This is a genomic window from Amycolatopsis sp. ATCC 39116, from assembly GCF_000231075.2.
In the GTDB taxonomy this organism is placed as follows: domain Bacteria; phylum Actinomycetota; class Actinomycetes; order Mycobacteriales; family Pseudonocardiaceae; genus Amycolatopsis_E; species Amycolatopsis_E tucumanensis.
Genome location: NZ_AFWY03000014.1, coordinates 52,452 through 77,996, shown reverse-complemented (window position 1 = coordinate 77,996; position 25,545 = coordinate 52,452). Strand labels below are relative to the sequence as shown.

General features: G+C 70.6%; 27 protein-coding genes and 1 pseudogene. 14 read left to right on the top strand and 14 right to left on the bottom strand.

Annotated features, from left to right (window positions below; all coding sequences use genetic code 11):
• Positions 1 to 15 precede the first annotated feature (15 nt).
• Genes AMY39116_RS0317415 through AMY39116_RS0317400 form a run of 4 tightly spaced genes read left to right on the top strand, consistent with a single transcriptional unit; the run spans position 16 to position 5,616 of the window.
• Entirely contained in the window at positions 16 to 2,217 is a 2,202-nt protein-coding gene (locus AMY39116_RS0317415; RefSeq protein ID WP_157358584.1) for an SMP-30/gluconolactonase/LRE family protein, read from the top strand.
• A 9-nt stretch (positions 2,218 to 2,226) separates the two neighbouring features.
• Entirely contained in the window at positions 2,227 to 3,348 is a 1,122-nt protein-coding gene (locus AMY39116_RS0317410) for an SMP-30/gluconolactonase/LRE family protein (RefSeq protein WP_020418910.1), read from the top strand.
• The gene (locus AMY39116_RS0317405; RefSeq protein ID WP_020418909.1) at positions 3,345 to 4,892 is read left to right on the top strand and encodes a sugar ABC transporter ATP-binding protein; all 1,548 of its coding nucleotides are present in this window, start codon (positions 3,345 to 3,347) and stop codon (positions 4,890 to 4,892) included. Before AMY39116_RS0317410 ends, AMY39116_RS0317405 begins: the two co-directional genes overlap by 4 nt.
• 55 nt (positions 4,893 to 4,947) lie before the next feature.
• Positions 4,948 to 5,616: a TetR/AcrR family transcriptional regulator gene (locus AMY39116_RS0317400; protein WP_020418908.1), complete on the top strand. Its 669-nt coding sequence runs from the start codon at positions 4,948 to 4,950 to the stop codon at positions 5,614 to 5,616.
• A 23-nt stretch (positions 5,617 to 5,639) separates the two neighbouring features.
• On the opposite strand, the gene AMY39116_RS0317395 is transcribed toward AMY39116_RS0317400, so the two are convergent.
• The 7 genes from AMY39116_RS0317395 to AMY39116_RS0317365 all read right to left on the bottom strand — a co-directional run bounded on the left by AMY39116_RS0317395 (position 5,640) and on the right by AMY39116_RS0317365 (position 10,806).
• Positions 5,640 to 5,870, bottom strand: coding sequence for an acyl carrier protein (locus tag AMY39116_RS0317395; protein WP_020418907.1), 231 nt, complete (start codon positions 5,868 to 5,870; stop codon positions 5,640 to 5,642).
• A gap of 23 nt (positions 5,871 to 5,893) precedes the next feature.
• Entirely contained in the window at positions 5,894 to 6,985 is a 1,092-nt protein-coding gene (locus AMY39116_RS43065) for a beta-ketoacyl-ACP synthase 3 (protein WP_084506110.1), read from the bottom strand.
• Complete coding sequence (locus AMY39116_RS0317385) at positions 6,985 to 8,037, bottom strand: 3-oxoacyl-ACP synthase III family protein (RefSeq protein WP_020418905.1); 1,053 nt, start codon at positions 8,035 to 8,037, stop codon at positions 6,985 to 6,987. The genes AMY39116_RS43065 and AMY39116_RS0317385 overlap by 1 nt, the downstream gene beginning before the upstream one ends.
• On the bottom strand, positions 8,034 to 8,810 hold the full coding sequence (locus tag AMY39116_RS0317380) for an enoyl-CoA hydratase/isomerase family protein (RefSeq protein ID WP_027936007.1): 777 nt from the start codon (positions 8,808 to 8,810) through the stop codon (positions 8,034 to 8,036). The genes AMY39116_RS0317385 and AMY39116_RS0317380 overlap by 4 nt, the downstream gene beginning before the upstream one ends.
• Before the next feature lie 29 nt (positions 8,811 to 8,839).
• A complete protein-coding gene (locus tag AMY39116_RS0317375) occupies positions 8,840 to 9,553 on the bottom strand; it encodes an SDR family NAD(P)-dependent oxidoreductase (protein WP_027936006.1) in 714 nt (237 codons plus the stop codon).
• 99 nt (positions 9,554 to 9,652) lie between these two features.
• Complete coding sequence (locus tag AMY39116_RS0317370; RefSeq protein ID WP_020418902.1) at positions 9,653 to 10,099, bottom strand: thioesterase family protein; 447 nt, start codon at positions 10,097 to 10,099, stop codon at positions 9,653 to 9,655.
• Complete coding sequence (locus AMY39116_RS0317365) at positions 10,096 to 10,806, bottom strand: hypothetical protein (RefSeq protein ID WP_020418901.1); 711 nt, start codon at positions 10,804 to 10,806, stop codon at positions 10,096 to 10,098. Before AMY39116_RS0317365 ends, AMY39116_RS0317370 begins: the two co-directional genes overlap by 4 nt.
• Positions 10,807 to 11,174: 368 nt before the next feature.
• Here AMY39116_RS0317365 and AMY39116_RS0317360 point away from each other — a divergent pair, with 368 nt between their 5' ends.
• A complete protein-coding gene (locus tag AMY39116_RS0317360) occupies positions 11,175 to 12,515 on the top strand; it encodes a hypothetical protein (RefSeq protein WP_020418900.1) in 1,341 nt (446 codons plus the stop codon).
• Entirely contained in the window at positions 12,499 to 12,834 is a 336-nt protein-coding gene (locus tag AMY39116_RS0317355) for a helix-turn-helix transcriptional regulator (protein WP_020418899.1), read from the top strand. Before AMY39116_RS0317360 ends, AMY39116_RS0317355 begins: the two co-directional genes overlap by 17 nt.
• A 144-nt stretch (positions 12,835 to 12,978) precedes the next feature.
• Here the strand turns inward: AMY39116_RS0317355 and AMY39116_RS47835 are convergent.
• Positions 12,979 to 13,158 (bottom strand): annotated as a pseudogene (locus tag AMY39116_RS47835) (hypothetical protein); the annotation flags it as partial.
• 36 nt (positions 13,159 to 13,194) lie between these two features.
• A complete protein-coding gene (locus tag AMY39116_RS0317350; RefSeq protein ID WP_084506109.1) occupies positions 13,195 to 14,415 on the bottom strand; it encodes an AraC family transcriptional regulator in 1,221 nt (406 codons plus the stop codon).
• A 53-nt stretch (positions 14,416 to 14,468) separates the two neighbouring features.
• On the opposite strand from AMY39116_RS0317350, the gene tsrT reads away from it, so the two are divergent.
• Positions 14,469 to 16,121, top strand: coding sequence for a tryptophan 2-C-methyltransferase (tsrT, locus tag AMY39116_RS0317345; protein WP_020418897.1), 1,653 nt, complete (start codon positions 14,469 to 14,471; stop codon positions 16,119 to 16,121).
• Between the two features lie 36 nt (positions 16,122 to 16,157).
• On the top strand, positions 16,158 to 16,439 hold the full coding sequence (locus tag AMY39116_RS0317340; RefSeq protein ID WP_020418896.1) for a DUF6191 domain-containing protein: 282 nt from the start codon (positions 16,158 to 16,160) through the stop codon (positions 16,437 to 16,439).
• Between the two features lie 234 nt (positions 16,440 to 16,673).
• Here the strand turns inward: AMY39116_RS0317340 and AMY39116_RS0317335 are convergent, their stop codons facing one another.
• Positions 16,674 to 17,126, bottom strand: a complete 453-nt coding sequence (locus AMY39116_RS0317335; protein ID WP_020418895.1) for a TetR/AcrR family transcriptional regulator — start codon at positions 17,124 to 17,126, stop codon at positions 16,674 to 16,676.
• A 166-nt stretch (positions 17,127 to 17,292) separates the two neighbouring features.
• Here AMY39116_RS0317335 and AMY39116_RS0317330 point away from each other — a divergent pair, with 166 nt between their 5' ends.
• The gene (locus AMY39116_RS0317330) at positions 17,293 to 17,874 is read left to right on the top strand and encodes a DUF2867 domain-containing protein (RefSeq protein WP_020418894.1); all 582 of its coding nucleotides are present in this window, start codon (positions 17,293 to 17,295) and stop codon (positions 17,872 to 17,874) included.
• A complete protein-coding gene (locus AMY39116_RS0317325) occupies positions 17,859 to 18,269 on the top strand; it encodes a DUF6463 family protein (protein WP_020418893.1) in 411 nt (136 codons plus the stop codon). Before AMY39116_RS0317330 ends, AMY39116_RS0317325 begins: the two co-directional genes overlap by 16 nt.
• On the opposite strand, the gene AMY39116_RS0317320 is transcribed toward AMY39116_RS0317325, so the two are convergent.
• The gene (locus AMY39116_RS0317320) at positions 18,238 to 18,597 is read right to left on the bottom strand and encodes an STAS domain-containing protein (protein WP_020418892.1); all 360 of its coding nucleotides are present in this window, start codon (positions 18,595 to 18,597) and stop codon (positions 18,238 to 18,240) included. The genes AMY39116_RS0317325 and AMY39116_RS0317320 overlap by 32 nt on opposite strands.
• 123 nt (positions 18,598 to 18,720) lie before the next feature.
• Between AMY39116_RS0317320 and mftD the strand changes: the two genes are divergently transcribed.
• The gene (gene mftD, locus AMY39116_RS0317315; RefSeq protein ID WP_020418891.1) at positions 18,721 to 19,902 is read left to right on the top strand and encodes a pre-mycofactocin synthase MftD; all 1,182 of its coding nucleotides are present in this window, start codon (positions 18,721 to 18,723) and stop codon (positions 19,900 to 19,902) included.
• A 138-nt stretch (positions 19,903 to 20,040) separates the two neighbouring features.
• Positions 20,041 to 21,909, top strand: a complete 1,869-nt coding sequence (locus AMY39116_RS0317310; RefSeq protein WP_020418890.1) for an MFS transporter — start codon at positions 20,041 to 20,043, stop codon at positions 21,907 to 21,909.
• Here AMY39116_RS0317310 and AMY39116_RS0317305 read toward each other — a convergent pair.
• Positions 21,899 to 23,059, bottom strand: coding sequence for an MFS transporter (locus AMY39116_RS0317305; protein WP_020418889.1), 1,161 nt, complete (start codon positions 23,057 to 23,059; stop codon positions 21,899 to 21,901). The two genes, AMY39116_RS0317310 and AMY39116_RS0317305, sit on opposite strands and share 11 nt — an antisense overlap.
• Before the next feature lie 59 nt (positions 23,060 to 23,118).
• On the opposite strand from AMY39116_RS0317305, the gene AMY39116_RS0317300 reads away from it, so the two are divergent.
• Positions 23,119 to 23,496, top strand: a complete 378-nt coding sequence (locus tag AMY39116_RS0317300; RefSeq protein WP_020418888.1) for a MerR family transcriptional regulator — start codon at positions 23,119 to 23,121, stop codon at positions 23,494 to 23,496.
• Here AMY39116_RS0317300 and AMY39116_RS0317295 read toward each other — a convergent pair.
• Entirely contained in the window at positions 23,478 to 23,984 is a 507-nt protein-coding gene (locus AMY39116_RS0317295) for a DinB family protein (RefSeq protein WP_039791591.1), read from the bottom strand. The genes AMY39116_RS0317300 and AMY39116_RS0317295 overlap by 19 nt on opposite strands.
• Before the next feature lie 63 nt (positions 23,985 to 24,047).
• On the opposite strand from AMY39116_RS0317295, the gene AMY39116_RS0317290 reads away from it, so the two are divergent.
• A complete protein-coding gene (locus AMY39116_RS0317290; RefSeq protein WP_020418886.1) occupies positions 24,048 to 24,923 on the top strand; it encodes an NAD-dependent protein deacetylase in 876 nt (291 codons plus the stop codon).
• On the opposite strand, the gene AMY39116_RS0317285 is transcribed toward AMY39116_RS0317290, so the two are convergent.
• Positions 24,920 to 25,534, bottom strand: coding sequence for a class I SAM-dependent methyltransferase (locus tag AMY39116_RS0317285; protein WP_027936003.1), 615 nt, complete (start codon positions 25,532 to 25,534; stop codon positions 24,920 to 24,922). The two genes, AMY39116_RS0317290 and AMY39116_RS0317285, sit on opposite strands and share 4 nt — an antisense overlap.
• Between the last annotated feature and the right edge of the window lie 11 nt (positions 25,535 to 25,545).

Genomic DNA, 25,545 nt, shown 5'->3' with positions numbered 1-25,545 from the left:
CCGAGAGGGACCGCCATGACGGCAAGTACGGAAGTCCGGCCCGTGCCCGCCCGGCGCCGGCCACCGGAGCGCAACGTTCTGGAGAACGAGAACCTGGGCACCCGGTTGCGGCACCTGCGATACCGGTTCTCCCCGCAGCAGGTGTTCGCCGAGCTCTTCGAGAAGCGGTGGATGGAACCCGCGATCCCGCTGGCGATCCTGGTCGGTGTGATCGTCTTCTTCTCCTTCGCCGCACCGGGTTTCGCCACCACGGCGAACCTGCTGTCCTCGGCGACCGAGCTCGCCGAGATCTCGCTCGTCTGCCTCGGCATGGCGATCGTGATGATCTCCGGCGGGATCGACCTGTCCGTCGGCTCGATGTTCGGGCTGTGCAACATCGTGGTGCTCCTGCTGATCACCGTCGTGGGTGTGCCCGTGGTGCCGGCGATCCTGCTGACGATCGTCGTCGGCGCGGTACTCGGCTCGGTGAACGGGTCGATCGTGGCCTACCTCAAGGCGCGGCCGTTCCTCACCACGCTCGTCACGCTGATCATCTTCCGCGGTGTGCTCAACCTGCTGGACCTGCACTACTCGGCGCAGACCGCCACGGTGTTCCTGATGGACCCGGTGTGGGACTGGTTCAGCACGGGCAAGGTGGCCGGCATCCCGTTCAGCTTCGTCACGCTGCTCGTGGTGCTCGTCGCCGGTCACATCCTGCTCAGCCGGTCCCGGTTCGGCTGGCACGTCACCGCCGTGGGCGCGAGCAGGCGGGCCGCCCGGCACGCCGGCATCCGCGTGGAACGCGTCCTGCTGCTGGGTTACGTCATCTCCGGCGCGCTGTGCGCGCTCGCCGGTGTCTTCTACGCCGCGCGCCTGGGCAGTGCGAGCGCCCGCGTCGGCGAAGGCATGGAGCTCAGCGTGCTGACCGCGGTGATCCTCGGCGGCATCAGCCTGTCCGGCGGCAAGGGCACGGTGTGGCGGGCGTTCATCGGCGCGGCCACGATCAGCCTGCTCGGCAAGGGGCTGCTGCTGATGGACGTCGGCGGTGAGGTCCTGCAGACGGCGCTGGCCATCGTGCTGATCATCGCCGTCGGGCTCGACACCAAGTGGGGCAAGAACCGCGGCAAGGCGATCCAGAAGACCTACGTCAACCCGACGCTGGTCGAGTACGGCACCCCGCCGGACGTGCGGCGGGGCTCGGGCAGCCCGTACGAGATCAACGACCGGCTCGGGGACGCCGAGGAGATCGGCCTCGGCGAGGTCGAGGGCCCCGAGGACGTCATCCTCGACGACCAGGGCCGGATCTACTGCGGCACCCGGCAGGGCTGGATCCTGCGGTTCTCCGGGGAGGGCTACCGCGAACGCGAGGTGTTCGCGCGCATCGGCGGGCATCCGCTCGGCCTGGCCTTCGACGCGGCGGGCAACCTGATCGTCTGCGTCGGCGGGATGGGCCTGTACTCGGTCTCGCCCGACGGCAAGCACCGCAAGCTCTCCGACGAGACCAACCGGACGTGGACCCGGTTGCGCGACGACTCGAGGCTGCGCCTGCCCGATGACCTCGACATCGCTCCGGACGGCAAGATCTACTTCAGCGAGGCCACCAACCGGTTCGAGATGGCCGACTGGGTCCTCGACGGCATCGAGGGGCGGCCCAACGGGCGTCTGCTGTGCTACGACCCGGTCACGGGCAAGACCCGCACCGCGGTGCCGGACCTCGTCTTCCCCAACGGCGTGTGCTGCGCCCACGACGGCGAATCGGTGCTGATCGCCCAGACCTGGCTGTGCCGCATCCTGCGGTACTGGCACAGCGGCCCGAAGAAGGGCCGGCTCGAGGTGTTCATGGACAACTTCCCCGGGTACGTGGACAACATCAACCGCGCCTCCGGCGGCGCGTACTGGGTCGCGATCTGCGGCATGCGCTCCCCCGCCTACGACCTGGCGATGCGCATGCCGAAGTTCCGCCGCCGCATGATGAAACGCATCCCCCGCGACGAATGGCTCTACCCGAGCATGAACCACGGCTGCGTGGTGCGGGTGTCGGAGCGGGGCGAGGTGCTCGACACCTACTGGGACCCCGGCGGGAAGAAGCACTCCACCATCACGTCGATGCGCGAGCACGACGGCTACCTGTACATCGGCGGGCTGGAGAACAACCGCATCGGCCGGATCAAGCTGCGCGAGGCGCCCGCCGCGGCCGCCGGCGAGGCACGCGAGACGCACCACGCGTCGGTGAGCTGAGGAGGAACCGTGCCACGAGCAGAAGCGTGGGAACTGGTCAAGGAGTTCCTGTTCCCCGGCCGGTCCGGCGCCAGGGCCATCCCGCCGCTGGACGGCGGGCTCACCCCGAACGACGAGCTGGACCGCATCGAGGAGTCGATCGACGAGCTGCCCGAACCCGACGACATGGTGCGCGACGCGTTCGGATCGCTCTACGTGACCACGGCCGACAAGGTGGTGCGGCGGTACGGGCTGAACTTCGCCCACCACGAGATCGCCGCCACCGTGCCCGGCGACGCCGGCGCGATCACCGTCGACCACGAGGGCGGGCTGCTGGTGTGCGTGGCGGGTCTCGGGCTCGTCCGCATCGACCAGGGTGGCGGCACCGAGGTCCTCGTCGACGCCGACGCCGACGGGGTGCCGACCCACTGCCTGACCGACGTCGTGGTGGCCGGCGACGGGACGATCTACCTGACCGACGGCTCGTCGCGCCACCACGGCGGGGACTGGGTCCGCGACCTGATGGAGCAGAACGCACTGGGCCGGCTCCTGCGGCACGACCCGCGGACCCGGCGCACCACGGTGCTGGCCCGTGGCCTCGCCCATCCGAGCGGAGTGACGCTCACCGCCGACGAGAGCTCGCTCGTCGTCAGCGAGGCGTGGTCGCACCGGCTCGTGCGGTACCCGCTGGCGGATCCGGGCCGGCCGGAGGTGCTGCGGGACAACCTGCCCGGCTATCCGGGGCGGATCAGCCCGGCCTCGGGCGGCGGGTACTGGCTCGCGATGTTCGCGCTGCGCACCCAGCTGGTCGAGTTCGTGCTCACCCAGCGCGACTACGTCGAGGAGATGATGCGGACGATCGAACCGGACCTGTGGATCCGCCCCGCGTTGCGTGGCCTCGACTCTGGCCTGGAACCGTTGCAGGGCGGCCAGATCCGCAAGCTCGGCGTGATCAAACCGTGGGCGCCGCCCCGGTCCTACGGGCTGGTGACCCGGCTGGACCCGGACGGCTACCCGATCCGCAGCATGCACAGCCGCGGCGGCGGGCGGCGGCACGGGGTGACGTCGGTGAAGCAGTACGGCAACCGGTTGTTCGTCGCGGTCCGCGGCGCCGACGAGGTCCTGATCACGAGGGCGGGTGACGCGCGATGAGCCAGTCACTGGTGGAGCAGCTGGACATCGATCCGGCAGGCGACGGCACGCTGCTCGTCGACATGGCGAAGGTGACCAAGACCTACCGCGGGGTGCACGCCATCTCCGAGGTCGACTTCGACCTGCGCGCCGGCGAGGTGCACGCGCTGGTCGGCGAGAACGGCGCGGGCAAGTCGACGCTGTGCAAGATCCTCGCCGGCGCGGTGCAGCACTCGAGCGGGGTGGTGCGCATCAGCGGCGAGGAGGTCTCGTTCCGGCGGCCGCACGAGGCGCTCGACCACGGCATCGCGATGGTCTACCAGGAGACGAGCCTGGTGCCGACGATGACCGCGGCGCAGAACATCGAGCTCGGCCACGAAAAGCTGCTGACCCGTTTCCGCTCGCTCAACATCGGGGCCCAGCAGCTGCTGCAGTCGATGAACTTCCACGTCGATCCGACGGCCTACGTGTCCAACCTCGGCGCGGCGAAGAAGCAGATGGTGGAGATCGCGCGGGCGCTGCGGACCGGCGCCCGGATCGTCATCTTCGACGAGCCGACCGCGAGCCTGACCCCCGAGGAGACCCTGCACCTGTTCAACGTGATCGAGGACCTCCGCGACGCCGGCCTGGGCATCATCTACGTGTCCCACGCGCTGGAGGAATCGCTCGCGATCGCCAACCGCGTCACCGTCCTGCGCGACGGCAAGCGGGTGGCCTGCCTGGACGCGAAGCAGACGTCGCGGGACGAGATCGTCAAGTACATGGTGGGCAGGCCGCTCGACGGGGCGGCGCGGAACCGGCCCGCCGCGCGCGAGGGCCACGTCCGGCGCCGCCGGGTGCTGGAAGTCGAGAACCTGATCCTCGGCAACGTCGTGAAGAACATGTCGTTCTCGGCCTACGCCGGGGAGGTGCTCGGCATCGCCGGGCTGATCGGCAGCGGCCGGACGGAGACGGCGAAGATCGTCACCGGCGCACTGAAACGCAACCGGATCCACGGCGGGCGGGTGCTCCTCAACGGCAAACCGGTGCGCTACCGGGTGCCGAAGCAGGCGATCGACGACGGCATCGTCTACATCACCGAGGACCGCAAGCTCGACGGCTTCTTCGAGACGATGACCGTCGCCGACAACATCTACCTCGGTTACCTCGCCTCGCGCCGGGGCCGCAGGCAGTGGCTGTTGTCCGGCTCGCAGCGCAAGCGCATCGCCGGCGAGTGGTCGGCGAAGCTGCGCATCAAGGCGATCAACGCGGACGCGAAGATCATCGAGCTGTCCGGCGGGAACCAGCAGAAGGTCGTGGTCGGCAAGTCGCTGGTCGCCGAGCCCGAGGTGGTCATCTTCGACGAGCCCACGCGCGGCGTCGACGTCGGCGCCATCGACGAGATCCACCACCTGATCCGCACGCTCGCCGACGAGGGCAAGGCCGTTATCGTCATCTCCTCGTACCTGCCGGAGATCCTCGCCGTGTCCGACCGCATCCTGGTCACCAGGTTCGGCCGCGCGGTCGCGGAGTTCAGCCGCGCGGAGGCGACGCAGGAGAAGATCATGTACGCCGCGATCTACTGAGGCGGGGCGTAACCTTGGCAGGCACCGGCAACGGACGAAAGTCGGGTGGACAGGCGTGAAAGCAGCAGCGAGGAAGACCCGCCCCGCGCGGGGCGGGCAGGGCGACTGGCGCAATTTCGAGCCGCTCGACCTGACCCCCCTGCTGGCCGCGGCGCTCCAGGCGTTCTACGAGCGCGGGTTCTACGGCACGTCCGTGCGGGACATCGCCCGCAGGGTCGGCCAGACGGTGCCGTCGCTGTACTACCACCACGAGAACAAGGAGGGCGTGTTCGTCGCGCTGCTGGAGAAGGGCACGCTCGAGGTGGCGTGGCGGGCGCGGGCGGCGGTGGACGACGCCGGCGACCGCCCCGACCTGCAGTTCGTGAACATGATCGAGGCGGTCGTGCTGTACATGACGCACCGCGTCAAGCTGGCCACCCTGGACGTCGAACTGCGCTACCTGTCGGCCCCGAACCGCAAGCGCTACGCGGCCATCCGCAAGGAAGTGGAAGACCTGCTGGTCCGCGTCGTCACCGACGGCACGGTGCAGGGCATCTTCACGGTGACGCAGCCCGCCGAGACGGCCCGCGCCCTGCTCGGCATGTGCCAGTCCATCGCGCGCTGGTACCACCCCACGGGCCCGATGACACCCGAAGAGGTCGCCCGGCGCTACGTCGACATCGCGTTGATGAGCGTGGGGGTCCACGAGCGCCCGAAGCACCTGGAGGGTGTTCCCGGCCGGTGAGGTCCACCGGCCGGGAACCCCCGTCATCCCGCCGACTCGGCCAGCTTCAGCACCTGCTCGAGGGTCAGCTCCATCGAATCGATGTCGTCCTGCAACGGCACATCCCACTCGTCCTGGAGGTTCATGAACAACTCGGCTACCGCGAGCGAATCCAGGCCGAGTTCGGCCAGGGTGGCGCCGGGGTCGATTTGCTCCGGGTCGGCCGAGAACTTCTCGACCAGGGTCCGGGTCAACTGCTCGTAGCGTTCGGTCATCGCTTCCTCTCCTGGAACTGTGATCAAGCGTGGGTGGCGACCCGGCGGCCGGGCGCCGCGGGTTCCGGCGCTCCGGCGGCGTGCGGGGCGAGGCTGTAGGGCACGGCGGCCGGGAACCGCAGTGCCACCGAACCCCACGTGAAGCCGGCGCCGAACGCGGCGAGAAGGGTGCGGTCGCCAGGGCCGGCAGCCCCGCGAAGCGCGGCGTCCGCGACAGCCAGTGGCACCGACGCGGCGGCCGTGTTCCCCAGTTCGCGCAGATTCCCCTGCTGCCGGCCGGGTGGAAGACCGAGGTGCTCGGCGACGCTGTCGAGGATCCGCTGGTTCGCCTGGTGGCCGATGAACACGTCGACCTCTTCGACCGACCAGCCCGCTCCGCTCAGCGCGGCCCTGGCGGTCGCGGTCATCCGGCGGACGGCGCTGGTGTAGAGCGCGCGCCCGTTCATCCTGACGTACAGCTCCTCGACCGGGCCCTGGCTCATCCGGAACGGCGACCTCGACCCGCCGGCCGGCACGTGGAAAACCTCCAGCCCGGTGCCGTCGCTGCCCAGCTGGATCGACTCGATCGCACCCGGGTCTCCTGGCGCCGCGGGGGCCACCACGACCGCCCCTGCCCCGTCGCCGAACAGGATCGCGGTGTCCCGGTCGTGTGGGTCGATCAACGTCGTCGTGTAGGTCTCCGCGGCGACCACGAGGACCTGCCGGTACGTTCCCGCCACGACGAGCGCATGGGCCAGGGAGAGCGCGTACACGAACCCCGAACAGGCGGCGGAGACGTCGACCGCGGCGATGTCCTTGAGGCCCAGGCGGTGCGCGATGTGCGGCGCGGTCGACGGGCACCGGTGATCCGGCGTGGTCGTAGCCAGGATCACCATGTCCGGGCGGACGTCGCCCCCCGTCACGAACCGGGCGGAGGCGAGGGCCGCGGCACCAGCGGCGACGCCGAGATCGCCGGTGCTCGTGTACTCGTCGGCCATCCGCCGCGCACTGATCCCGGTGCGCGTCCGGATCCACTCGTCACTCGAATCGAGCCCGTTGTCCTGGATCAACCTGTCGTTCGGCACGATGTCGGGCGGAAGGCTCATACCCAGCCCGATGAGACCGGAAGTAGTCATCACACACTCTCCTTGGCACGGGCGGCAGGGGCGGGGGTGGCGTCCAGCAGCCGAACGCCCGGCGCCCAGGTCAGCAACGCACTGCCCCACGTCATGCCGGCGCCGAACGCGACGAGGACCACCCGGGAGCCCGGCCGCAAACGTCCCCGGGCCACCGCCTCTGCGATCGCGTAGGGTGTGCATCCGGACCCGATGTTGCCGATGCGGTCGGCCACCACGATGAGCCGCTCCTGGTCGATCCCGTGCTCGGCGGCCACTGCCTTCAACAGCACCGGGTTCGCCTGGTGGCAGGCGAAAGCGTCGATTTCGTCCAGTTTCAGGTCGTTGTCGGCCAGCAGATCGTGCAGCAGCTGCGGGAACTTGGACCGGAAGAACTGGGTGACCGCCCTTCCGTCCATCCGGATGGTGTGCTCACGGCGTTCTACAGTGGACAGGCTGGCCGGAAGACGGCTACCGCCACCCGGCACCACGACGGCGTCCGCCAGGTCGCTCTCGGTGCCGAGACAGATCTCGTCGAACCCCGTCCCGTCGGGAACCGGTCCGAGCACCGTCGCGGCGGCACCGTCGCCGAAGATGACAGCGGTGGCACGGTCGTCCGGATCCAGGAACCGGGAGAACACCTCAACGCCGATCACGACCGCGTACCCACCCGTCGGGTTGTCCCGCAGCCAGTCGCGCGCGATCTTGACCGCGAACAGCCAGCCGGCGCAGGCCCCGTTGACGTCGAAGGACACCGCGTTGACCGCTCCCAGCGCGGCTTGCACCCGGCAGGCCGTCGCCGGGCTGGGCTCGTCGGCCGTCGTTGTCGCCACGACGAGCAGCGACACCTGCGCGGGGTCGAGCTCCGCGGCCGACAAGGCAGCCTCGGCAGCGGGTGTGGCCAGGTCCGAAGCGGCTTCCCCGGGTGCGGCGACGTGCCGGGTGAGCACTCCCGTCCGGCGTCCGACCCACTCCGCGTTCACACCGGGAGTGCGAGCGGCGACGTCCTCGTTCGTCCGCATCTCGCTCGGCAGGTACCGGCCCAGGCCGATGATCCCCACGTTCGTGTTCATGACTTCCCCTCCGTGCCCTTGCCGAACACCGCCCGGCCTGGCCCGTGCTCGAAGAAACTGCGCATCCCGATCTTCCGATCGGGCGCGTTGAAGGATTCGACGAAGTTCTCCAGTTCGACGGCGAGGCCGTCGTCCTGTCCGTACTCGAGCGCGGCTTTGGCCGCCCGCAGCCCCGTCGCGGAGCTGCCGGCGTAACGCGCTGCCCAGCTCTTCGCCTCGGTGAGCACTTCACCGTCGGGCACCACCAGATCGGCCAGCCCGATCTGCCCGGCTTCCGCGGCGGCGAGCGCCCGTCCCGAGTAGACGATCTCCTTGGCGCGTGGAAGACCGACCACAGCGGTCAGGCGCTGGGTGCCACCGCCGGTGGGGATGACCCCGAGCAGGATCTCGGGCAGTCCGATCACGCTGTTGTCCGCGCAGACCCGGAAGTCGGCGGCGAGCGCGAGCTCGCACCCTCCACCCACAGCCGCTCCACGGATGGCCGCGATCACGGGCACCGGTATGTGCGCCACCGACATCACCGCGTCCTGCATCGCCTTGGCGTGTTCCCGCGCATCCTCGTCGGCGAGCTGCTCGAGCTCGTGGATGTCGGCTCCGGCGGAGAACGCCTTCGGCCCTCCGTACAGAACGACGGCCTTGATGTCGAGTCTGCCTGCGATTTCCTCGGCCACCTTCCGCAGCGAGTTCAGCAACTCGAGGTTCAGGACGTTGAGCGGCGGCCGGTCCATCCGGACCGTGGCCACGGCACCCTCGACCGCCACGTCGACGTACACGGTGTTCTCCCTACTGTCGGTTCGCTTGGTCAGGACCACAGAAGACCCCCGTTGACCTCCAGGACGTGCCCGTTGACGTAGGAGCCCTCCGCACTGGCGAGGAACACGGCGGCGGCCGCGACCTCCGACGGCTCACCGGGACGGCCGGACACCATCATGCGTTCGTACCGGGAACGCAGCCGCTCGTCGTCGCGCAGGGGTTCGTACATCCCCGTGTTGACGAATCCAGGGGCGATGCAGTTCACGAGGATTCCCTTTTTCGCCAGCTCCACGGCGGATGCCCGGGTGAACATCTCGAGCGCGGCCTTCGAAGCCGAGTACGCGGCAGCGCCGGGCGCGACGCGTGTCGACATGCCGGCCGAGATGTTGATGATGCGCCCGCCCCCGGCCGCCTCCATGCACGGAACCACGTACTTCGTGCAGTGGAAAGCGCCCGTCAGGTTGGTGTCCAGCACCTCTCGCCATTCTCGTTCTCCGAGGTCCACGATCTTGCCGTTGCGGCTGACTCCCGCGTTCGAGACGAGGATGTCCACGCGCCCGAACCGCCGCATCGCCGCGTCCATGAGCGACCGGACCGAGTCCGCCGAGCAGACGTCGACGGTGGTGACGCTCACCCGGTCGCCATGTGCCGCCCGGAGTTCGGCGAGAGGAGCTTCCCTCCGGGCAGCGCAGATGACGCTCGCTCCCTCTTGGAGAAATGCGCCCGCCATGGCGAGGCCGAGACCACGCGTGCCGCCGGTCACGATCGCCACGTTCCCGGCGAGCCTCCCTCTCCTCGCCCGGTCCCCGTTGGACTGGATCGCGGACGACGCGAGGGCCGTGCCGCTGTCACTACTCACCACTCAACCTCCGTTGTGCGTCGGTGCCGCGAGCGAGAGGCTCGTCGCCTCCCGGTACGCGCCGAAATGAGTGCGCTCGTTTTCGGTGAGCCGGCGCGGCGTGCCGTACCGGAGGTCGACCGGGACGAGATCGGCCTCGCCCTCCAGGTAGCCGTACGCGTCGTCCCGGACGAGGTAGGCGAAGCGCACGACAGCCGCCTTGATGTCCGTCACCCAGGTTTCCACCGTGATCGGTTCCGTCCGGTAACACAACGGCCGGAGGTAGGTCATGGACTGCCGGGTGACCACACTGCCGCGCGCCAGATCCTGTGCCTCGTACCGGGGCAACAGCCGGTGGATCAGTTCCAGCCGGCATTCTCCGAGGTACCGCAGGTAGGACGTGTCGGCTACGTGTCCCAAGGAGTCCAAATCGGACCACCGCATCGCGCAGTGGTACCGGAATCTGCTCATGACCCCACTTCCTTCGCCGCTCTTCGTGCTCGTGCACGCTGCGGCCAATCACGGCGTACCCGCATTTCGTCGATCAGCCGGGTCGCCGCGCGGCTCGCGGTGGCGTTGCGCCGGCGACGCGGGTAGTCGCACCACGTGTCCAGCCACGGCCGCGGCAGCCCCGATCGGCGCAGTACGACGGGAAGTGCGTAGTGGGCTTGCACGTCGCCCACTTCGCACGCACCGCCCTCGCCTGCCCGGTACAAGTCACCCGAGCGCGCCAGCGTCGCCCGGAACGCCTGCTCGAATTCCGGACGCCGGTCCTGCTCGGCTATGAGCTGGCCTGCCGACATCCGCCACTGACCGAACTGCCTGGACTGGCCACGCTCGACGAGCGCGAGCGCCGTGCGCCAGCCGGGCGCGGTCGCGTCCGCGAGATGCGACCGGGCCAGCACCACCAGGCCGGCTGCCAGGACGAGACCCCGGGCGACGACCGAGGGCCACGACTGGTCGGTTGTGTGGAACAGACCGCTGGGCCACCACTCACGAGGTGGACGGCGGGTCAACCGGATTCGGTCGGGCATCCCGCTGCCACCACAGGCGGTCGCGATCTCCTGCGCGTGCAAGAGGTTGTTCCTGCTGATCACATCGAGACCACGAGCCCTGACGGGACCGGCCTCGTCCTGCTGGGTCCGGGCCACGAACGACATCAGGCACAGGTCGTCCACCAGAGCGGTCCAGATTTGCGCCGGCTCTGCATCGGGCCGGGCTTCCGCACGGGACGAGTGACCTGTTCGCCGTCCGTGAGCCGCGCCCACGGAACCGACTTCCACGAAGATCCTCTCCGCATAGGGGCCAGCTGATCCGCCTCGTACTTCCGTAGTAACAGGACGATTCGCGTGACCGTGCCACCTACGTCATCCATGTAAGCGGCGATCAACACGGCACGCCAGTGTTCCGGCGCAGTCGGATGTTGAACGTGTTGAACGGCAGGGCGGCGGCCAAGGATTGGCCCCTGCCTGTCGCATCTCGATCGGCGATATGAAGGTGTACGAGCCGTCACGGGCGCGGTGTCCGCCAGTGGGAGGCGTGCAGGATGTCACGGGATCCGAACGAAAAGTTGCGGCAGCTGCTGGCGGTGGCCGACTGGACGCGGGAAGGCCTGGCACGGGCCGTCAACGCCGTCGCCGCCGAATCCGGCCGGACACTGACCTACGACCGGACCTCGGTCTCGCACTGGCTGCGGGGAGCGACACCAAGGGCAGAAACGCCCTTGTACATCGCCGAAGCCCTCTCGCGACGGCTGGGGCGGGTCGTCACCCCGGACGAAGCCGGCTTCACGGGTCCGGCGACTCGAAAGAGCACCACCGGCACGGACGCTTTCGCCGCGCTCCGGCACCTCGCCCGGGCGGACCTCTCCTCGATCTGGACCGGATCCCAGGAGAGACGCATCTACCGGCGAACGGACCTCGAAGTACCCGGCTGGCCGGACGGGCTGCCCGGCTACTCCACTCCAGACCGGCTTCCACCGGCAGGTGAGGCCCTCGGGACCATGATCTCCACCTTCGAATCGGTCGATCGCCGCTTCGGCGGCGGCCACGCGCGCGTGGCACTCGTCGCCTACCTGGCCGAGGACGTCGTCGACGTCGCGGGCCGCGCAACCCCGGGTAGGACCCGCCGAGCATTGTGCGCGGCCGCCGCCACTGCCTGCGACCTCGCGGGGTTCATGTCTTTCGACAGCCATTTCCACGGTCTCGCACTGGCCTACTTCCGCATCGCCGTGCGGCTGGCGATCGAGTCCGGCGACCCGGCTCTCTACGCGGCCATCCTGCGGAACATCAGTCTCCAGGCGTGGACGCTGGGCGATGCCGGAAACGCGAACCGGCTAGCGGAAGCCGCTCTCGCGGTGGGCGAGCGCGCCGTGCGGCGGGACCAGCTGGCGGAATTCCTGGGCCACGCGGCCATCACCCGTGCCGCGTCGAACCGCAGGGCCGACGCGCGCGACGCGCTGGCCGCGGCCGAACACGTCCTCTCCGGAACCGGAACCGACAGCGCGACCTTCACGTATCAGCGGGCCATCGTGCTGGAATACGCCGGTGAGCTTGCCGCATCGCAGCGCGCACTAGCGGTTTCGGTGAAGCAACGCGCTGCGGCCGAGCGCCGCTCACGCGCGCTGACCACCGCGCGGCTGGCCGGCCTGCGGATCCGGACTGGACAGATCGACAAGGCGCAGGAGGCCGTTCGCGAGCTGCTGGACGATCACGTCTGGCTGACCTCGGCCCGGGTGGACGCCGCACTCGACGACCTGATCCGGCAGCTCTCGAGGTTCCGGGGTCGGCCGTCGTCCGACCTGCTGCTGCTCGAGCTGCGACAGCGCCGTCGTCAACCGGCGGCGTTCACGTTGGAAGGTGGAAACGACGATGCCGTCCGGGCCTGATCTGGCCGCTGTCATCACGCTCATCGACGAGCACGCCGACAAAAGGCTCTCCGTACCGGAGCTCGCGAGGTACGCACGGGTGAGCGTGCGCTGGCTCCAGCGGCGGTTCCAGGAGGAGCTCGGTGTCTCGCCCAACGCCTACATCCGGCTGACCCGGCTGCGGCGAATCCACGAAGACCTCCTCGCCGGAGATCCGGAAGCGGGCTGCACGGTCGAGGCGGTGACCAGCCGCTGGGGCGTGCGTCACTGCGGGCGCTTCGCCGCCTGGTACCGCAGCCACTACGACGAGCTCCCCTCGGCCACGTTGCACCGGCGCTGACGGGTCGTGCGATGCGGCGGCCACCGGCGCTGTCGGCTGAGCAGCGCGAGCGCGGTGGGCCAGACGGGCTTCACCGTCGAGCAGCGCCTCCGGCAAGTGCAGAACCTCCGCCAGCCATCTCCTCCAGTAGGGCCGCGGTATCCGTTTGCCGCGCTCCCACCGCGCGACCTGCTCGCGGGTGATCGCGGAATTACCCGAAATCCGGAGAAGTTCGGCCGCCAACGTGTACTGGCTGTACCCCATGCGCAGTCGAGCGGCCCGGATCAGCGATCCGGCAGCGGTGCGCGGGTCCCGGATTTCCGTCGTGTGGAGTTGGGTGGTCACCACACCAAGTTAGGAACGTGACAAGACCATACCTATTCACTTGCCGCCAGGTTCTTGTCCACTTTCCGCCAACGAGGTCAGCGCGGCTCGCCGCTTCGTCTCCGACGGGAGTTCGCCGAACCTCTCTCGGTAGAGGCGCGCGAAACGTCCGAAATTCGACACCCCTTCCCGTGATGCGATCTGGGTCACGGTCTCGTTGCCGGACCGGCCGGCGCGAGCCAGTTCCGTGTGCACCCGCCGCAATCGAACGTCGCTCACGTACCTCATCGGGGACACACCCAGTTGTTCGCGGAAGGCACGTTGCAGGGACCGTTCGCTCACCCCGGCGAACGCGGCCAGTTCGGCCGCGGAGGCCGGCAAGGACGGAACCTGTTCGATGTAGTCCGTCACCTTACGCACGACTCTCGACGCCACCGGTGCTTCGGCCCGTGTGAGCTCGTGGGAGTAGGTGTGCGGCTGGGCGTAGACGACGGCGGTGGTGAGCAACTGCTCGACCGCCGTGAGGACGCCCTGCTGCATCAGGAGCGAGTTTCCCGCGCTCAAGCCCTCGGCGATGCCGTGGGTGAGATCCCGGATCTGCTTGCCCGTCCCGCTTCGGAGGTCGACGAAGGGGTCGAACCGCGGCGGCGACCCGATCTGCCGGTGGATGAGCGACTCGACCCTCGCCATCACGACATCTCGCGGCAACTTCACCATAAGCTGCCCGCAACCCCGCTCCCACACCATGTCCAGCTCGTCGTCCGGGGAGACCAGCGCGGCCGTTCCCGGTGCGATCACCCGGCTCTGCCCGCCCGTGTTGACCAGGCAACGTCCGGTGTGGGGAATCAGCAGGACGTAGAAGGTCTCCAGCGGTCCGGGGATGACGTGGACGTCCTCCGCTCCGTAGCTGACGTAGTGCAGGGACGCCTTCCCTACCGGCGCGACGTGGTGGCGCGCCTCGAACCCGCTGGCGCGACGATCCAGCGGCACCAGGCGATGGGATCGCATCATCCGGGCGGTCTTGTCCCGGGATTCGTCGACCCTCGTGGTGTGGTAGTACTCGAATCGCTTGAGTGGCAACTCATCCATCGGTTCCTCGCAGGCGTGAACCACCTGATCTCGTGGATCCACGCTGACCCCCAGGAACGACGGTACCGAGCGATCAGCCGCACCGCGACGCGCCCGGGCGATCCACTCGGGGTGTCGGGAACAGTTCACCTGTTCGGCCGACAACAGCGAACTGCTGGCCCCTACCCGGTAGTGCGGATTTTTCTGCATCCTGAGTCTGCCGGGGAGACAAATACCAGCAGTACCAAGAAACTGGGGGAACAGTGAGCAAGGGATTGATCACGCTCGTCAACCCGAATCTGGTGCACCCGCCGATCACACCGTACGCACTGGACATCCTGACGACCTCGCTGGAGGACGCCGGATTCGACGTCGAAGTCCTGGATCTCACGTTCTCGCGGACGAACTGGACGGAGGTCGTGGACGAGTACTTCGGTCGCAGGCAGCCGATGCTGATCGGAGTCACCATCCGCAACACCGACACGATCTACCCCCAGGAACAACGCGTTTTCCTCGGCTCCCACAAGGAGATCATCGACCGCGTGCGCGCCCGCACGGGTTCACCTGTCGTGGCAGGGGGTGTCGGCTTCTCGTCGATGCCCTACGCGCTGGTCGATTACCTCGGAATCGACTACGGCGTCAAGGGGCCAGGAGAAGTCACGCTGGTGCAACTCGCCGAAGCCCTCGCAGGCGGGAGGCGACCGGAAACCGTCCCCGGCCTGATCGTCAACCACGGCGCAGCGGGTGTGCACCGCGTCCCCCACCCGGATCCTGTCGTCGCGGCCGGCCGGGTACCGCTTGTCCAGCGGGTCACGCCTTACCGCCGGCATTCCGGCCGCCCCGACCGCGTCGACAACCTCACCTATTTCCGTCGCGGCGGACTGGGCAACATCCTCACCAAGAACGGATGCGCCTTCGCCTGCACGCACTGCGTCGAGCCGGATGCCAAGGGCAACCGGTTCGCCCGCCGGACGGAGACCGCGGTGGTGGACGAGATGGAGACCCTGCTGGCTCAGGGCATTCACGACTTGCACACGACCGACAGCGAGTTCAACCTGAACATCGCGCACAGCAAGGCCGTCCTGCGGGAGATCGTGCGGCGCAGGTCGCGGGACTCCTCCTCGCCGTTGCATGACCTGCGCTTGTGGGTCTACGTCCAGCCGGCTCCCTTCGACGCCGAGTACGCGGCGCTGCTCGCGGAAGCCGGGTGCGCGGGCATCAACGTCGCCCCGGACCATTCGCGGCCCGAACTGCTCGACGGCTGGAAGGTGAGCTCGGGTGGCACCCGGTTCTACACCTTCGAAGACGTCCGGAACGTGTGCCGCTGGGCCTCCGAGCACGGCATCGCCACGATGGTCGAGGCGCTGCTCGGCATGCCCGGTGAAACTCCGGAGACGATGCTGGCGTGCGTCGACGACTTCCAGTCCCTGGACGCGACGGTTGTCGGTTACACGCTCGGTATCCGGGTGTTCCCGTACTCACCGCTGGGACGCGAGCTGGCTGCCGCGAGCGGCGGCGAGGTGGCGGTGCCCGGCCTGCAGTCCAACGACGCCGAGGAGCCGATCGTGCTGACTCCGCTGGGGGACAGTGCGGACACGGTGAGCTATGAACGACAGTTCATGTTCGACCGCCAGGGCCGGTTCCGGCCCGTCTACTACTTCTCGCCACACCTCCTCGGCGAGGACGAGCGGGGCCCCGGCCAGCGGTACGACCACGCGCTGGCGCTGTTGTGGGAGCGCGTCCCGCAGCGTGACCGGCTCCGGGTCATGCTCCCGACCCGTCCCGGTCTCAGCCCGGAGGACAACAACTACGCGGACAACCCGTTCCTCCTGCGGCTGACCGAACTGGGCTACACCGGGGCGTACTGGTCCCACTGGCCCAAGCGGTACGAGATCATGGAGGGGGTGCCCGCGTGACGGAACCGCGTCGCGTGGTCGCTCGTTGTAGGCCTCGTGGACCCGGTCGAGACCGTGATCGCGTGGGGGATTCCCGGCGGGACGTTGCTGCTGGTCGCCGTGGGGACCGTGGAGCTGATCCGCAAGAAGCGGGGCAAGCGGACGGGCACCCCGCTGGCCGCCACGTACGCCGATGAGGTGACGGCCATGTTCTACGGCACCAAGCGCCTCGAGCTGGAGCACCGCGACTCGATGTCGATGATGCGTGAGGAGGACGCCCAGGGCGCTCCCCCGGCGCTCGACCTCGAGCGGGGTGTCATCCGCCTGCGGCGGGACTAGGGCTCACCGCCGCGGGACTGGGCTCACCACGGCGGGACTGGCGCGCACCACGGCGGGACCGGAGCTCGCGACCGCGGGGCTAGGGCTCACCGCCACGGGACTGGGAGCTCGCTACCGCGGGACTGGAGCTCACCGCCGTCGGGACTGGGGCTGGCCGCGGCGGAACTAGGGCTCAGCGCCGCGGGACTGGGCTCGCCACCGCGGGACTGGGGCTCGCTACCGCGGGACTGGGGATCACCGCCGCAGGAGGTGTTCGCCCGCCAGGTGGATCGCCTCGCGCTTCGTGCGGCCCGGGTGGTCGGCGGCGATGAAGTGCCTGCCGATGGCGAGCGCGAACGCGAGCGTGCTGCGTGCCTCGATCTCGTCCGGGTCGGTCAGGAAACTGCCGAACACCCCGCGCAGGAAATCCATCCGCTCGTTGTCGATCCGCCGCAGCCGCTCGGCGACCGCGGCGTCGTGGCGGGCCCACGCGCGCACCGCCAGGTCGATCCGGTGCAGGTCCTCGCTGAAGCTCAGCTGCCCCACCCGCCGGAACCGCTCGACCACGTCCTCACCGGCCACCGCGGCGAGGATTTCCCCGGTGCACCGGCGTTCCCACTCGTCGAGCATCTCGGCCAGCAACGCGGGACGGCCGTCGAAGTGGCCGTAGAACCCGCCCTTCGTCACGCCGAGCCGGGCGGCCAGCACCTCGACGCGGACCGCGTCCGGCCCGCCCTCGGAAAGCGCTTCCAGGCCGGCCTCGATCCAGCGGGCACGGGTCGTGCGGGCGACGGCGGGAATCTGGCACCTCCAGCGTTTTCGTGTACGGTACCGTACAAATGAACCATACGGCACCGTACAAAAGAGGTGGCCCATGCCCCGACTGGCCGAATCCGCCCACACCGGGCACCCGTGGCGGATTCACGAGTTCACCGGCGACTTCGCGGTCGAGGACGTGTGGTCGTTCCGCACCCCCGGCGCCGGCCCGGACGACTTCCCGGCGATGCTCGCCGCGATGCGCACCGCGGGCAGCCTCACGCACCAGCCGCGAGCGGTGCGGTTCCTGTTCGCCCTGCGCTGGCGGATCGGCGCGCTCCTGGGCTGGGACACACCCGCCGCGGGAGTCGGCCGCCGCGTCGCCTCGCTGCGCCACCGCCTGCCCGCCGACCTCCGCGACGCCCCGCGCGGCCCGGACAGCGACGGGATGCCGCTCAAGGCGGTCTACGAGACGGGCACGGAAGCCGCGCGCGAGCTGGCGAACAAGACCGTCCACACGGTGATGCACCTCGCCTGGACCCGCGGCGGGAACGGCGACCACGAGCTGCGGATGGCGGTGCTCGTCAAGCCCAACGGCTGGTTCGGCCGGCTCTACCTGACCGTGATCGCGCCGTTCCGGTACCTCGTGGTCTACCCGGCGCTGACGCGGCAGTGGGAGCGCGCGTGGCTGGCTCGGTGACGCGCCTGCGCTGCGCGAGCGGGATCATGGTCGCCCTCGGCGCGGGGCACCTGGCCCTCATCGGAACCCTCGCCTGGACCGACTTCGCCGGCTGGGTGGACCGCGGGGTGTGGGCGGCCGTCCCGCTGCTGGACGAGACCCGGAACGGCCTCGCCTTCTGGGCCGGCCCCGGGAGTTTCGGCGTCCCGCTGGTGCTCCTCGGTTGCCTGACCTGGCACCTGGCCGGCCGGGGGACACCGCCACCCGCCTGGCTAGGCTGGGCCGTCGCGGCCTGGTGCGCGGTCGGCGGGCTGCTGCTCGTGCCGTCGCCGTTCGTCGCCGGAGTCGTCGCGGGCGCGCTCATCGTCGCGGCGGCGCGCGACGTCACCCCTCAGCCAGGGCCTCCTCGCGCGTAGTGCAGAGCCGCACGATCGCGTCGGCCCCGGTGATCTCCAGCGGCCGCCGGGTGAAGCCCGATCCGACCACCACGTGCACCTTCCCCGGCGCCTCGGTGCCCGCGGCCAGCACGACCGCGATCCCGGCCGAGGCCAGGAAGCTCACCTCGCTCAGGTCGATCACCAGGCGCCGCGGGCACGCGCGCGCCGCGGGCAGGGCGACGGCCTCGAACGCGGGCGCGGTCAGGTGGTCGAGTTCGCCTGCGACGCGCACCAGCGTCGCGCCGGGCAGGTGCTCCACGTGCACGTCCACGTGCGCGACGGGCTCGTTCGGCTGGAAGGAGGACACCGTTCGATCTAACCGCGACCGGCCGACCGCGCAAAGCCGGTCTTGCGTCCGGCGAACCCGTGTGGCCTAATATGGCATCAAGTGCCAAAATGGTGTCCCTCATCGGCGAGGCGGAGTGGCGAGATGTCCAACGGTTGGTTCGAGACGGTGGCCGAAGCTCAGCGGCGGGCCAGGAAACGGCTGCCGAAGTCGGTCTACGGCGCACTGGTGGCGGGTTCCGAACGCGGGATCACGGTCGACGACAACATCGCGGCGTTCGCCGAACTCGGCTTCGCCCCGCACGTCGCCGGGCTGTCCGACAAGCGCGAACTGGGCACCACCGTGATGGGCCAGCCGATCTCGCTGCCCGTCGTCATCTCCCCCACCGGCGTCCAGGCCGTGCACCCCGACGGCGAGGTGGCCGTCGCCCGCGCCGCGGCCGCGCGCGGCACCGCGATGGGCCTGAGCTCGTTCGCCAGCAAGTCCATCGAGGAGGTCGCGGCGGCCAACCCGCAGACCTTCTTCCAGATGTACTGGGTCGGCAGCCGGGACGTGCTCGTGCAGCGCATGGAGCGCGCCAGGGCCGCCGGCGCGGTCGGGCTGATCATGACGCTGGACTGGTCGTTCTCCACCGGCCGCGACTGGGGCAGCCCGGTCATCCCGGAGAAGCTGGACCTGAAGGCGATGATGCGGTTCGCGCCGGAAGGCATCACGCGGCCGAAGTGGCTGTGGGACTTCGCGAAGACACGCAAGCTTCCCGACCTGACCACCCCGAACCTGACCCCGCCGGGCGGCACGGCCCCGACGTTCTTCGGCGCCTACGGCGAGTGGATGCAGACGCCGCTGCCGACGTGGGAGGACGTCGCGTGGCTGCGGGAGCAGTGGGGCGGGCCGTTCATGCTCAAGGGCGTCATGCGGGTGGACGACGCCAAGCGGGCCGTGGACGCCGGCGTCACCGCGATCTCGGTGTCCAACCACGGCGGCAACAACCTCGACGGCACCCCGGCCCCGATCCGCGCGCTGCCCGCGATCGCGGACGCCGTGGGCGGCGACGTCGAGGTGCTGCTGGACGGCGGCATCCGGCGCGGCAGCGACGTCGTCAAGGCGATCGCCCTCGGCGCGAAGGCCGTGCTCATCGGGCGCGCGTACCTGTGGGGCCTGGCGGCCAACGGGCAGGCCGGGGTGGAGAACGTGCTGGACATCCTCCGCGGCGGCATCGACTCGGCCGTCCTGGGCCTCGGCAAGACGTCGATCCACGACCTCACCCGCGACGACGTGGTGATTCCGCCGGGCTTCGAGCGCGCCCTCGGCGTGCCGAAGAGCTGAGCCACCCCGGCGGCGGGCTTCGAGCGGACGAGCCCGCCGCCGGGGTTTCCAGTGAGCTTCGGGACAACTCACTCGGCACCGGACGTTCCGGAAGGTACTTTCACAAGGCAACCATCCGTGCACGAACTCCGGAGCCGCATGTCCTCGTCTCCCGGCCGCCTCACGGCGGTTCTCGCGCTGGCCGGTGTCGTCGTCGCCGTCATGCAGACCCTCATGGTGCCGCTGCTGGCCGACCTGCCGTCGCTGCTGCACAGCGACAGCTCCGACACCGCCTGGGTCATCACGATCACCCTGCTCACCGGCGCGGTCGCCACCCCGGTGCTGGGCCGCCTCGGCGACATGTACGGCAAGCGCCGCATGATGCTCGTCGCGCTGTCGTCGCAGGTCGCGGGTTCCCTGGTGTGCGGCCTGACGACCGCGCTGCTGCCCATGATGATCGGCCGCGGGCTGCAGGGCTTCGCCATCGGCGCGATCCCGCTGGGCATCAGCATCATGCGCGACGAGCTGCCGCCGGAACGCCTCGGCGGCGCGGTCGGCCTGATGAGCTCGTCGCTGGGCATCGGCGGCGCCTTCGCGCTCCCGGTCGCCGCGCTGGTGGCCGAGCACTTCAACTGGCACATCCTGTTCCTCGGCGCGGCCGCGCTCGGGCTCGTCAGCCTGGTGCTGATCGTGCTCGTGGTGCCCGAGTCCGCGGTCCGCTCCCCCGGCCGCTTCGACCTGCCCGGCGCGATCGGGCTGTCCGCGGCGCTGGTGTGCCTGCTGCTGGCGATCTCCAAGGGCGGCGACTGGGGCTGGGGCAGCACCCGCACCCTCGGCTTCGGCGGCGCGGCGGTGGTGCTGTTCGTGGCGTGGGGGTTCCTGCAGCTGCGCACCGCCGAACCGCTGGTCGACCTGCGCACCACCGCCCGCAGGCCGGTCCTGCTCACCAACCTGACCTCGATCATGGTCGGCTTCGCCTTGTACGCGACGCAGCTGGTGCCGCCGCAGCTGCTGCAGCTGCCGTCCGCGACCGGCTACGGGCTCGGGCTGTCGATGGTCGTCGCCGGGTTGTGCGTCGCGCCGTCGGGGCTGCTGATGATGGCGATGTCCCCGCTCGCGGCCCGCCTGATCGCCGCCCGCGGCCCGAAGGTCTCGCTGCTGTGCGGCATCACCGTGCTCGGCGCCGGTTACGGGCTCGGCCTGACGCTGATGGGCGCGGGCTGGCAGATGGCGATCTTCTCGGCGATGGCGGGCGCGGGCGTCGGGCTCGCCTACGCCGCCATGCCCAGCCTGATCATGAGCGCGGTCCCGGCCACCGAGACCGCCGCGGCCAACGGCCTCAACACGCTGATGCGCTCGATCGGCACGTCGTCGTCGAGCGCCGTGGTCGGCATGGTGCTCGCCGGCATGACGATCGACTTCGGCGGCACCCCGGTGCCCAGCCTCGACGGGTTCCGCACGACGTTCCTGATCGGCTGCGCCGCCTGCGTGGTCGCGCTGCTCGTCGCGTTCTTCATCCCCGGCCGCGCGCGCCCGGCGGAGACCCTGCTGCTGGGCGTCGTGCGCTCGCCGCGCGGCGTGCTCGAAGGCGCGGTGGTGACCCTGATCAGCAAGGACGGGCAGCAGACCGGCACCACCGCGACCGACGCGAGCGGCCGGTACTCGTTGAACGTCCCGGACGGCGAGCACGTCCTGGTCTGCTCCGCGGCCGGCTTCCAGCCGGAGGCGGCGCCGGTGAGCGGTCCGGGCGAAGTGGACTTCACGCTCTCGGCCACCGGCGCCATCACCGGCACCGTCGGGGTGGGCGGCGCGCTGCTGATCGCCACCGACGAGCGCGGCGAGGTCGCGGGCAGCGTCACCTCCCGCGCGGACGGCTCGTTCCAGCTGCCCGGCCTGCTCCCCGGCCGCTACGCGCTCGCCGTGGCCAGGCACGGCTACCGGACCGCCGCCGTTCCGGTGCGGGTCGGCGACGGCCCGGTGCGCTGCGAACTCGTCCTCGTCCCCGAGGACGCCACGGTCACGAACTAGCCGGGAAGCCGTGCCGCCGGGCGCCGAGCACGACGGCCAGCACCGGCACGAGCAGCACCAGCACGGTCCACGGGAACACGCCGGGCCCGAACGCCTCGAGCAGGACCCCGCCGACCACGCCGCCGCCCGCCATGGCCGCGTTCCACAACGTCACCAGCGCGGCCTGCGCGAGGTCCGCCGCGTCGCCGCCCGCCTTCCCGGCGGCCGTCTGCAGCAGCGTCGGCACCCCGCCCCAGCCCAGCCCCCACAGCGCGGCCCCGGCGTAGACGAGCACCGCGTTGCCGGACAGCACGGCCAGGATCACCGCGGCCACGGCGACCAGCAGCGTCGCGACGACGGTCAGCGCCCGCAGCTGCCGGTCGATGCGCGCGCCGACGATCGCGATGCTCAGCACCGACGCGACGCCGAACACCAGCAGCACCACGTCGATCCGGACGCCGTGCAGGAACGTGGCCAGGTAGGTGTAGAGGACGTTGTGGGCCAGCACGAAGACGAGCGTGACGACCAGGACCGGCGCGACGCCCGGGACGGCGACCGCGCGCCGCACCGGGATCCGGCCGCCGTCGCGCTGCCCCGGCTGGTCCGGCACGGCCGCGACGATCCAGGCGATCAGCACGACGGCGATCACCGACATCACGCCGAACGTCACGCGCCACCCGACGACCTCGCCGAGGAACGTGCCCGCCGGGACGCCGAGCGACAACGCGAGCGGGATGCCGGCCATCACGACCGCGATCGCCTTGCCCTGCAGGTGTTCCGGCGCCAGCCGCCGCGCGTACCCCGCGAGCAGCGCCCACACCACGCCGGCCGCCACGCCTGCGGCGAACCGGCCGACCATGGTCAGCACGTAGGCGCCGGACACCGCGGTGACGGTGTTGGCGACGGCGAACCCGGCCACCCCGGCGAGGAGCAGGCGCTTGCGGCGCCAGCCCGCGGTCGCCGCGGACAGCGGGATCGCCGCGAGCGCGGTGCCGATCGCGTAGATCGTGACGGCCTGCCCCATCGTGGACTCGCCGACGCGCAGGTCGGCGCTCATCGCGGGCAGCACGCCGGCGGGCAGGGCTTCGGTGAGGACGGTGATGAACGCCGCGGTCGTCAACGCGAGCAGGGACCGCAGCCGGAGTCTGGGAGGGGTCAGCACATCGATCACGGCGTTATGCTGAAACCATCACACAGATGTGAGGGTCAAACCGCTGTGAGGGGGACCACATGCGCATCGGGGAGCTGTCGGAACGCACCGAAACGCCCCGCCGCCTGCTGCGCTACTACGAAGAGCAGGGGCTCATCGTGTCCCGGCGCCTGCCCAACGGCTACCGCGACTACGACGAGTACAACGTCGACCGGGTGCTGCAGATCCGCGGCCTGCTCGACGCGGGCCTGCCCACGCGCATCATCAAGCAGATCCTGCCGTGCCTGGACAAGCCGCGCACGATCTACTTCCCCGACGCCACGCCGGAGATGCTGGCGACGCTGGAACGCGAACGCGACCGGATGACGCGGCGCATCGACTGCCTCACCCGCAACCGGGACGCGATCAGCGAATACCTGGACATCGTGCGGCAGGGCCTTCAGCCCGACGTGGCCTGAGCCGCCCGCAGCAGGCGCAGCTGCCCGATCTCGGCCGCGTTCTTCATCAGCTCCGCGTTCACCCAGGCGGCCTGGTGCGCCACCGTGAGCCCGGCCTCGGCCGGCCACGGGAAGGCGGCGGGAGCGTCCGGATCGGACAGTCGGTCGAGGACGCCGCCCCAGTCGGCGGCCAGCTCGCGCAGCCAGGCCACGGCGTTCTCGTCGCCGGGCCAGCCGACCGACTCGCGCTCGCGGGGCCGGCGGCCGTGCGCGTGGTTCAGCGTGACGCTCCACCACCAGCCGACGTGCCAGGCGATCCAGGCGATGGTGGGCACCGGCACCGGGTCCGGCTCGGTGTCCGCCCAGTCGATCGTCCAGCCGTCCCCGGCCTCACGGACGTGCCAGGTCAGCGGGCCCGGCTCCCAGCGGAAGTCCGCCGGGGTGAGGGCGCTCAGGTGGAGGTCGGCCAGCGACCAGGTCAGGTCGAACTGCCAGCGCAGGAGGGACACGGCCGGATGATCGCAGCGCCCGTGCCCGGCGGCCAACCGGATTTCCGCACGTACACTCGTGGGGTGCGGACGCGACCGACCCTGAGCTGGACGCCGGCCGGTGAGCCGCTGCCCCGGACGACCAGCCTGGACGAGGTGGTCCGCATCGCCGACGGGGGCGGCGTGGTCGTGCTGAGTGGCGCCGGGCTGTCGACCGAATCCGGGATCCCGGACTACCGGGGCGCGACCGGCAGCCTGCGGCGCCACACGCCGATGACGTACCAGGAGTTCGTGGCGGCCGAGCACGCGCGGCGCCGGTACTGGGCGCGCAGCCACCTCGGCTGGCGCACGATCGCGCGGGCGCGCCCCAACGACGGCCACCGCGCGGTGACGGCGCTGCGGGACGCGGGCGTGGTCGGCGGCGTGATCACGCAGAACGTCGACGGCTTGCACCAGGCGGCGGGCACGCCGGACGCGGTCGAGTTGCACGGCAGCCTGGACCGGGTCGTGTGCCTGTCCTGTCGCGCGTTGTCACCCCGCGAGGAGCTGGACCGCCGCCTGCGCGAGGCGAACCCGCACTTCACGGCGACCGCGACGCGCGTCAACCCGGACGGCGACGTGGAACTGGCCGACGACGACGTGCGGGGCTTCCGCGTCGTGCCGTGCACCGCCTGCGCGGGCGTGCTGAAGCCGGACGTGGTGTTCTTCGGCGAGAACGTCGAACCGTCCCGTGTGGACCGTTGCTTCCGGCTGGTGGACGAGGCGTCCGCGCTGCTGGTGCTCGGCTCGTCCCTGACGGTCATGTCCGGGCTGCGGTTCGTCCGCCGCGCGGCCGAGGCGGGCAAGCCGGTGGCGATCATCAACCAGGGCCCCACCCGCGGCGACAAGTACGCGGACGTGCGGGTGGACCTGCCGCTGGGCCGCGCGCTCACCGAGCTGGTCGCGCGCCTGGCTGTCTAGGGCGCGACGGCGACCCCGACCGACTGCGCGCCGAACGGCCGCGGCGCGCCGGCCTCGTAGAACACGTCGAGCTCCCGGATGGCGAACCCGGCCGCGGTCAGCAGGTCCGCGACGGGGTTGGTGAGGCGGCAGCCGAACACCGCGCGCTGCAGCGGGTTCAGCCGGCGCTGCCACCGCCGGACGCCCGCGTCCGGCGCGAGCCCGTGCTCGGCGAAGTGCAGCGTGCCGCCGGGTTTGAGGACCCGCCGGATCTCCCGCACCGCGGCGGCGGGGTCCGGGATGGCGCACAGCGTCCAGGTCGTCAGCGCGGTGTCGCAGCTGTCCGCGGGCACCGGCAGCGACTGCCCGTCCAGGCCGGCGCGCTCGACCGGCACGGCGGACGCGGCCAGCCGTCCGCGCGCCAGCCGCCAGGCCGCGTCCGACGGCTCGATGGCGACGACCTCCGTGACCGCCGCCGGGTAGAAGGGCACGTTCAGGCCGGAGCCGAAGCCGATCTCCAGCACCCGGCCGCGCAGCCCGGCGCAGGTGCGTTCCCGGTGCGGGTGCGCCTGCGCGGCCCCGCAGGCAGCGTTGACGAGTCGTGGCCGGATGCGGTTCGCGTAGACGCCCATGGACGCCATTG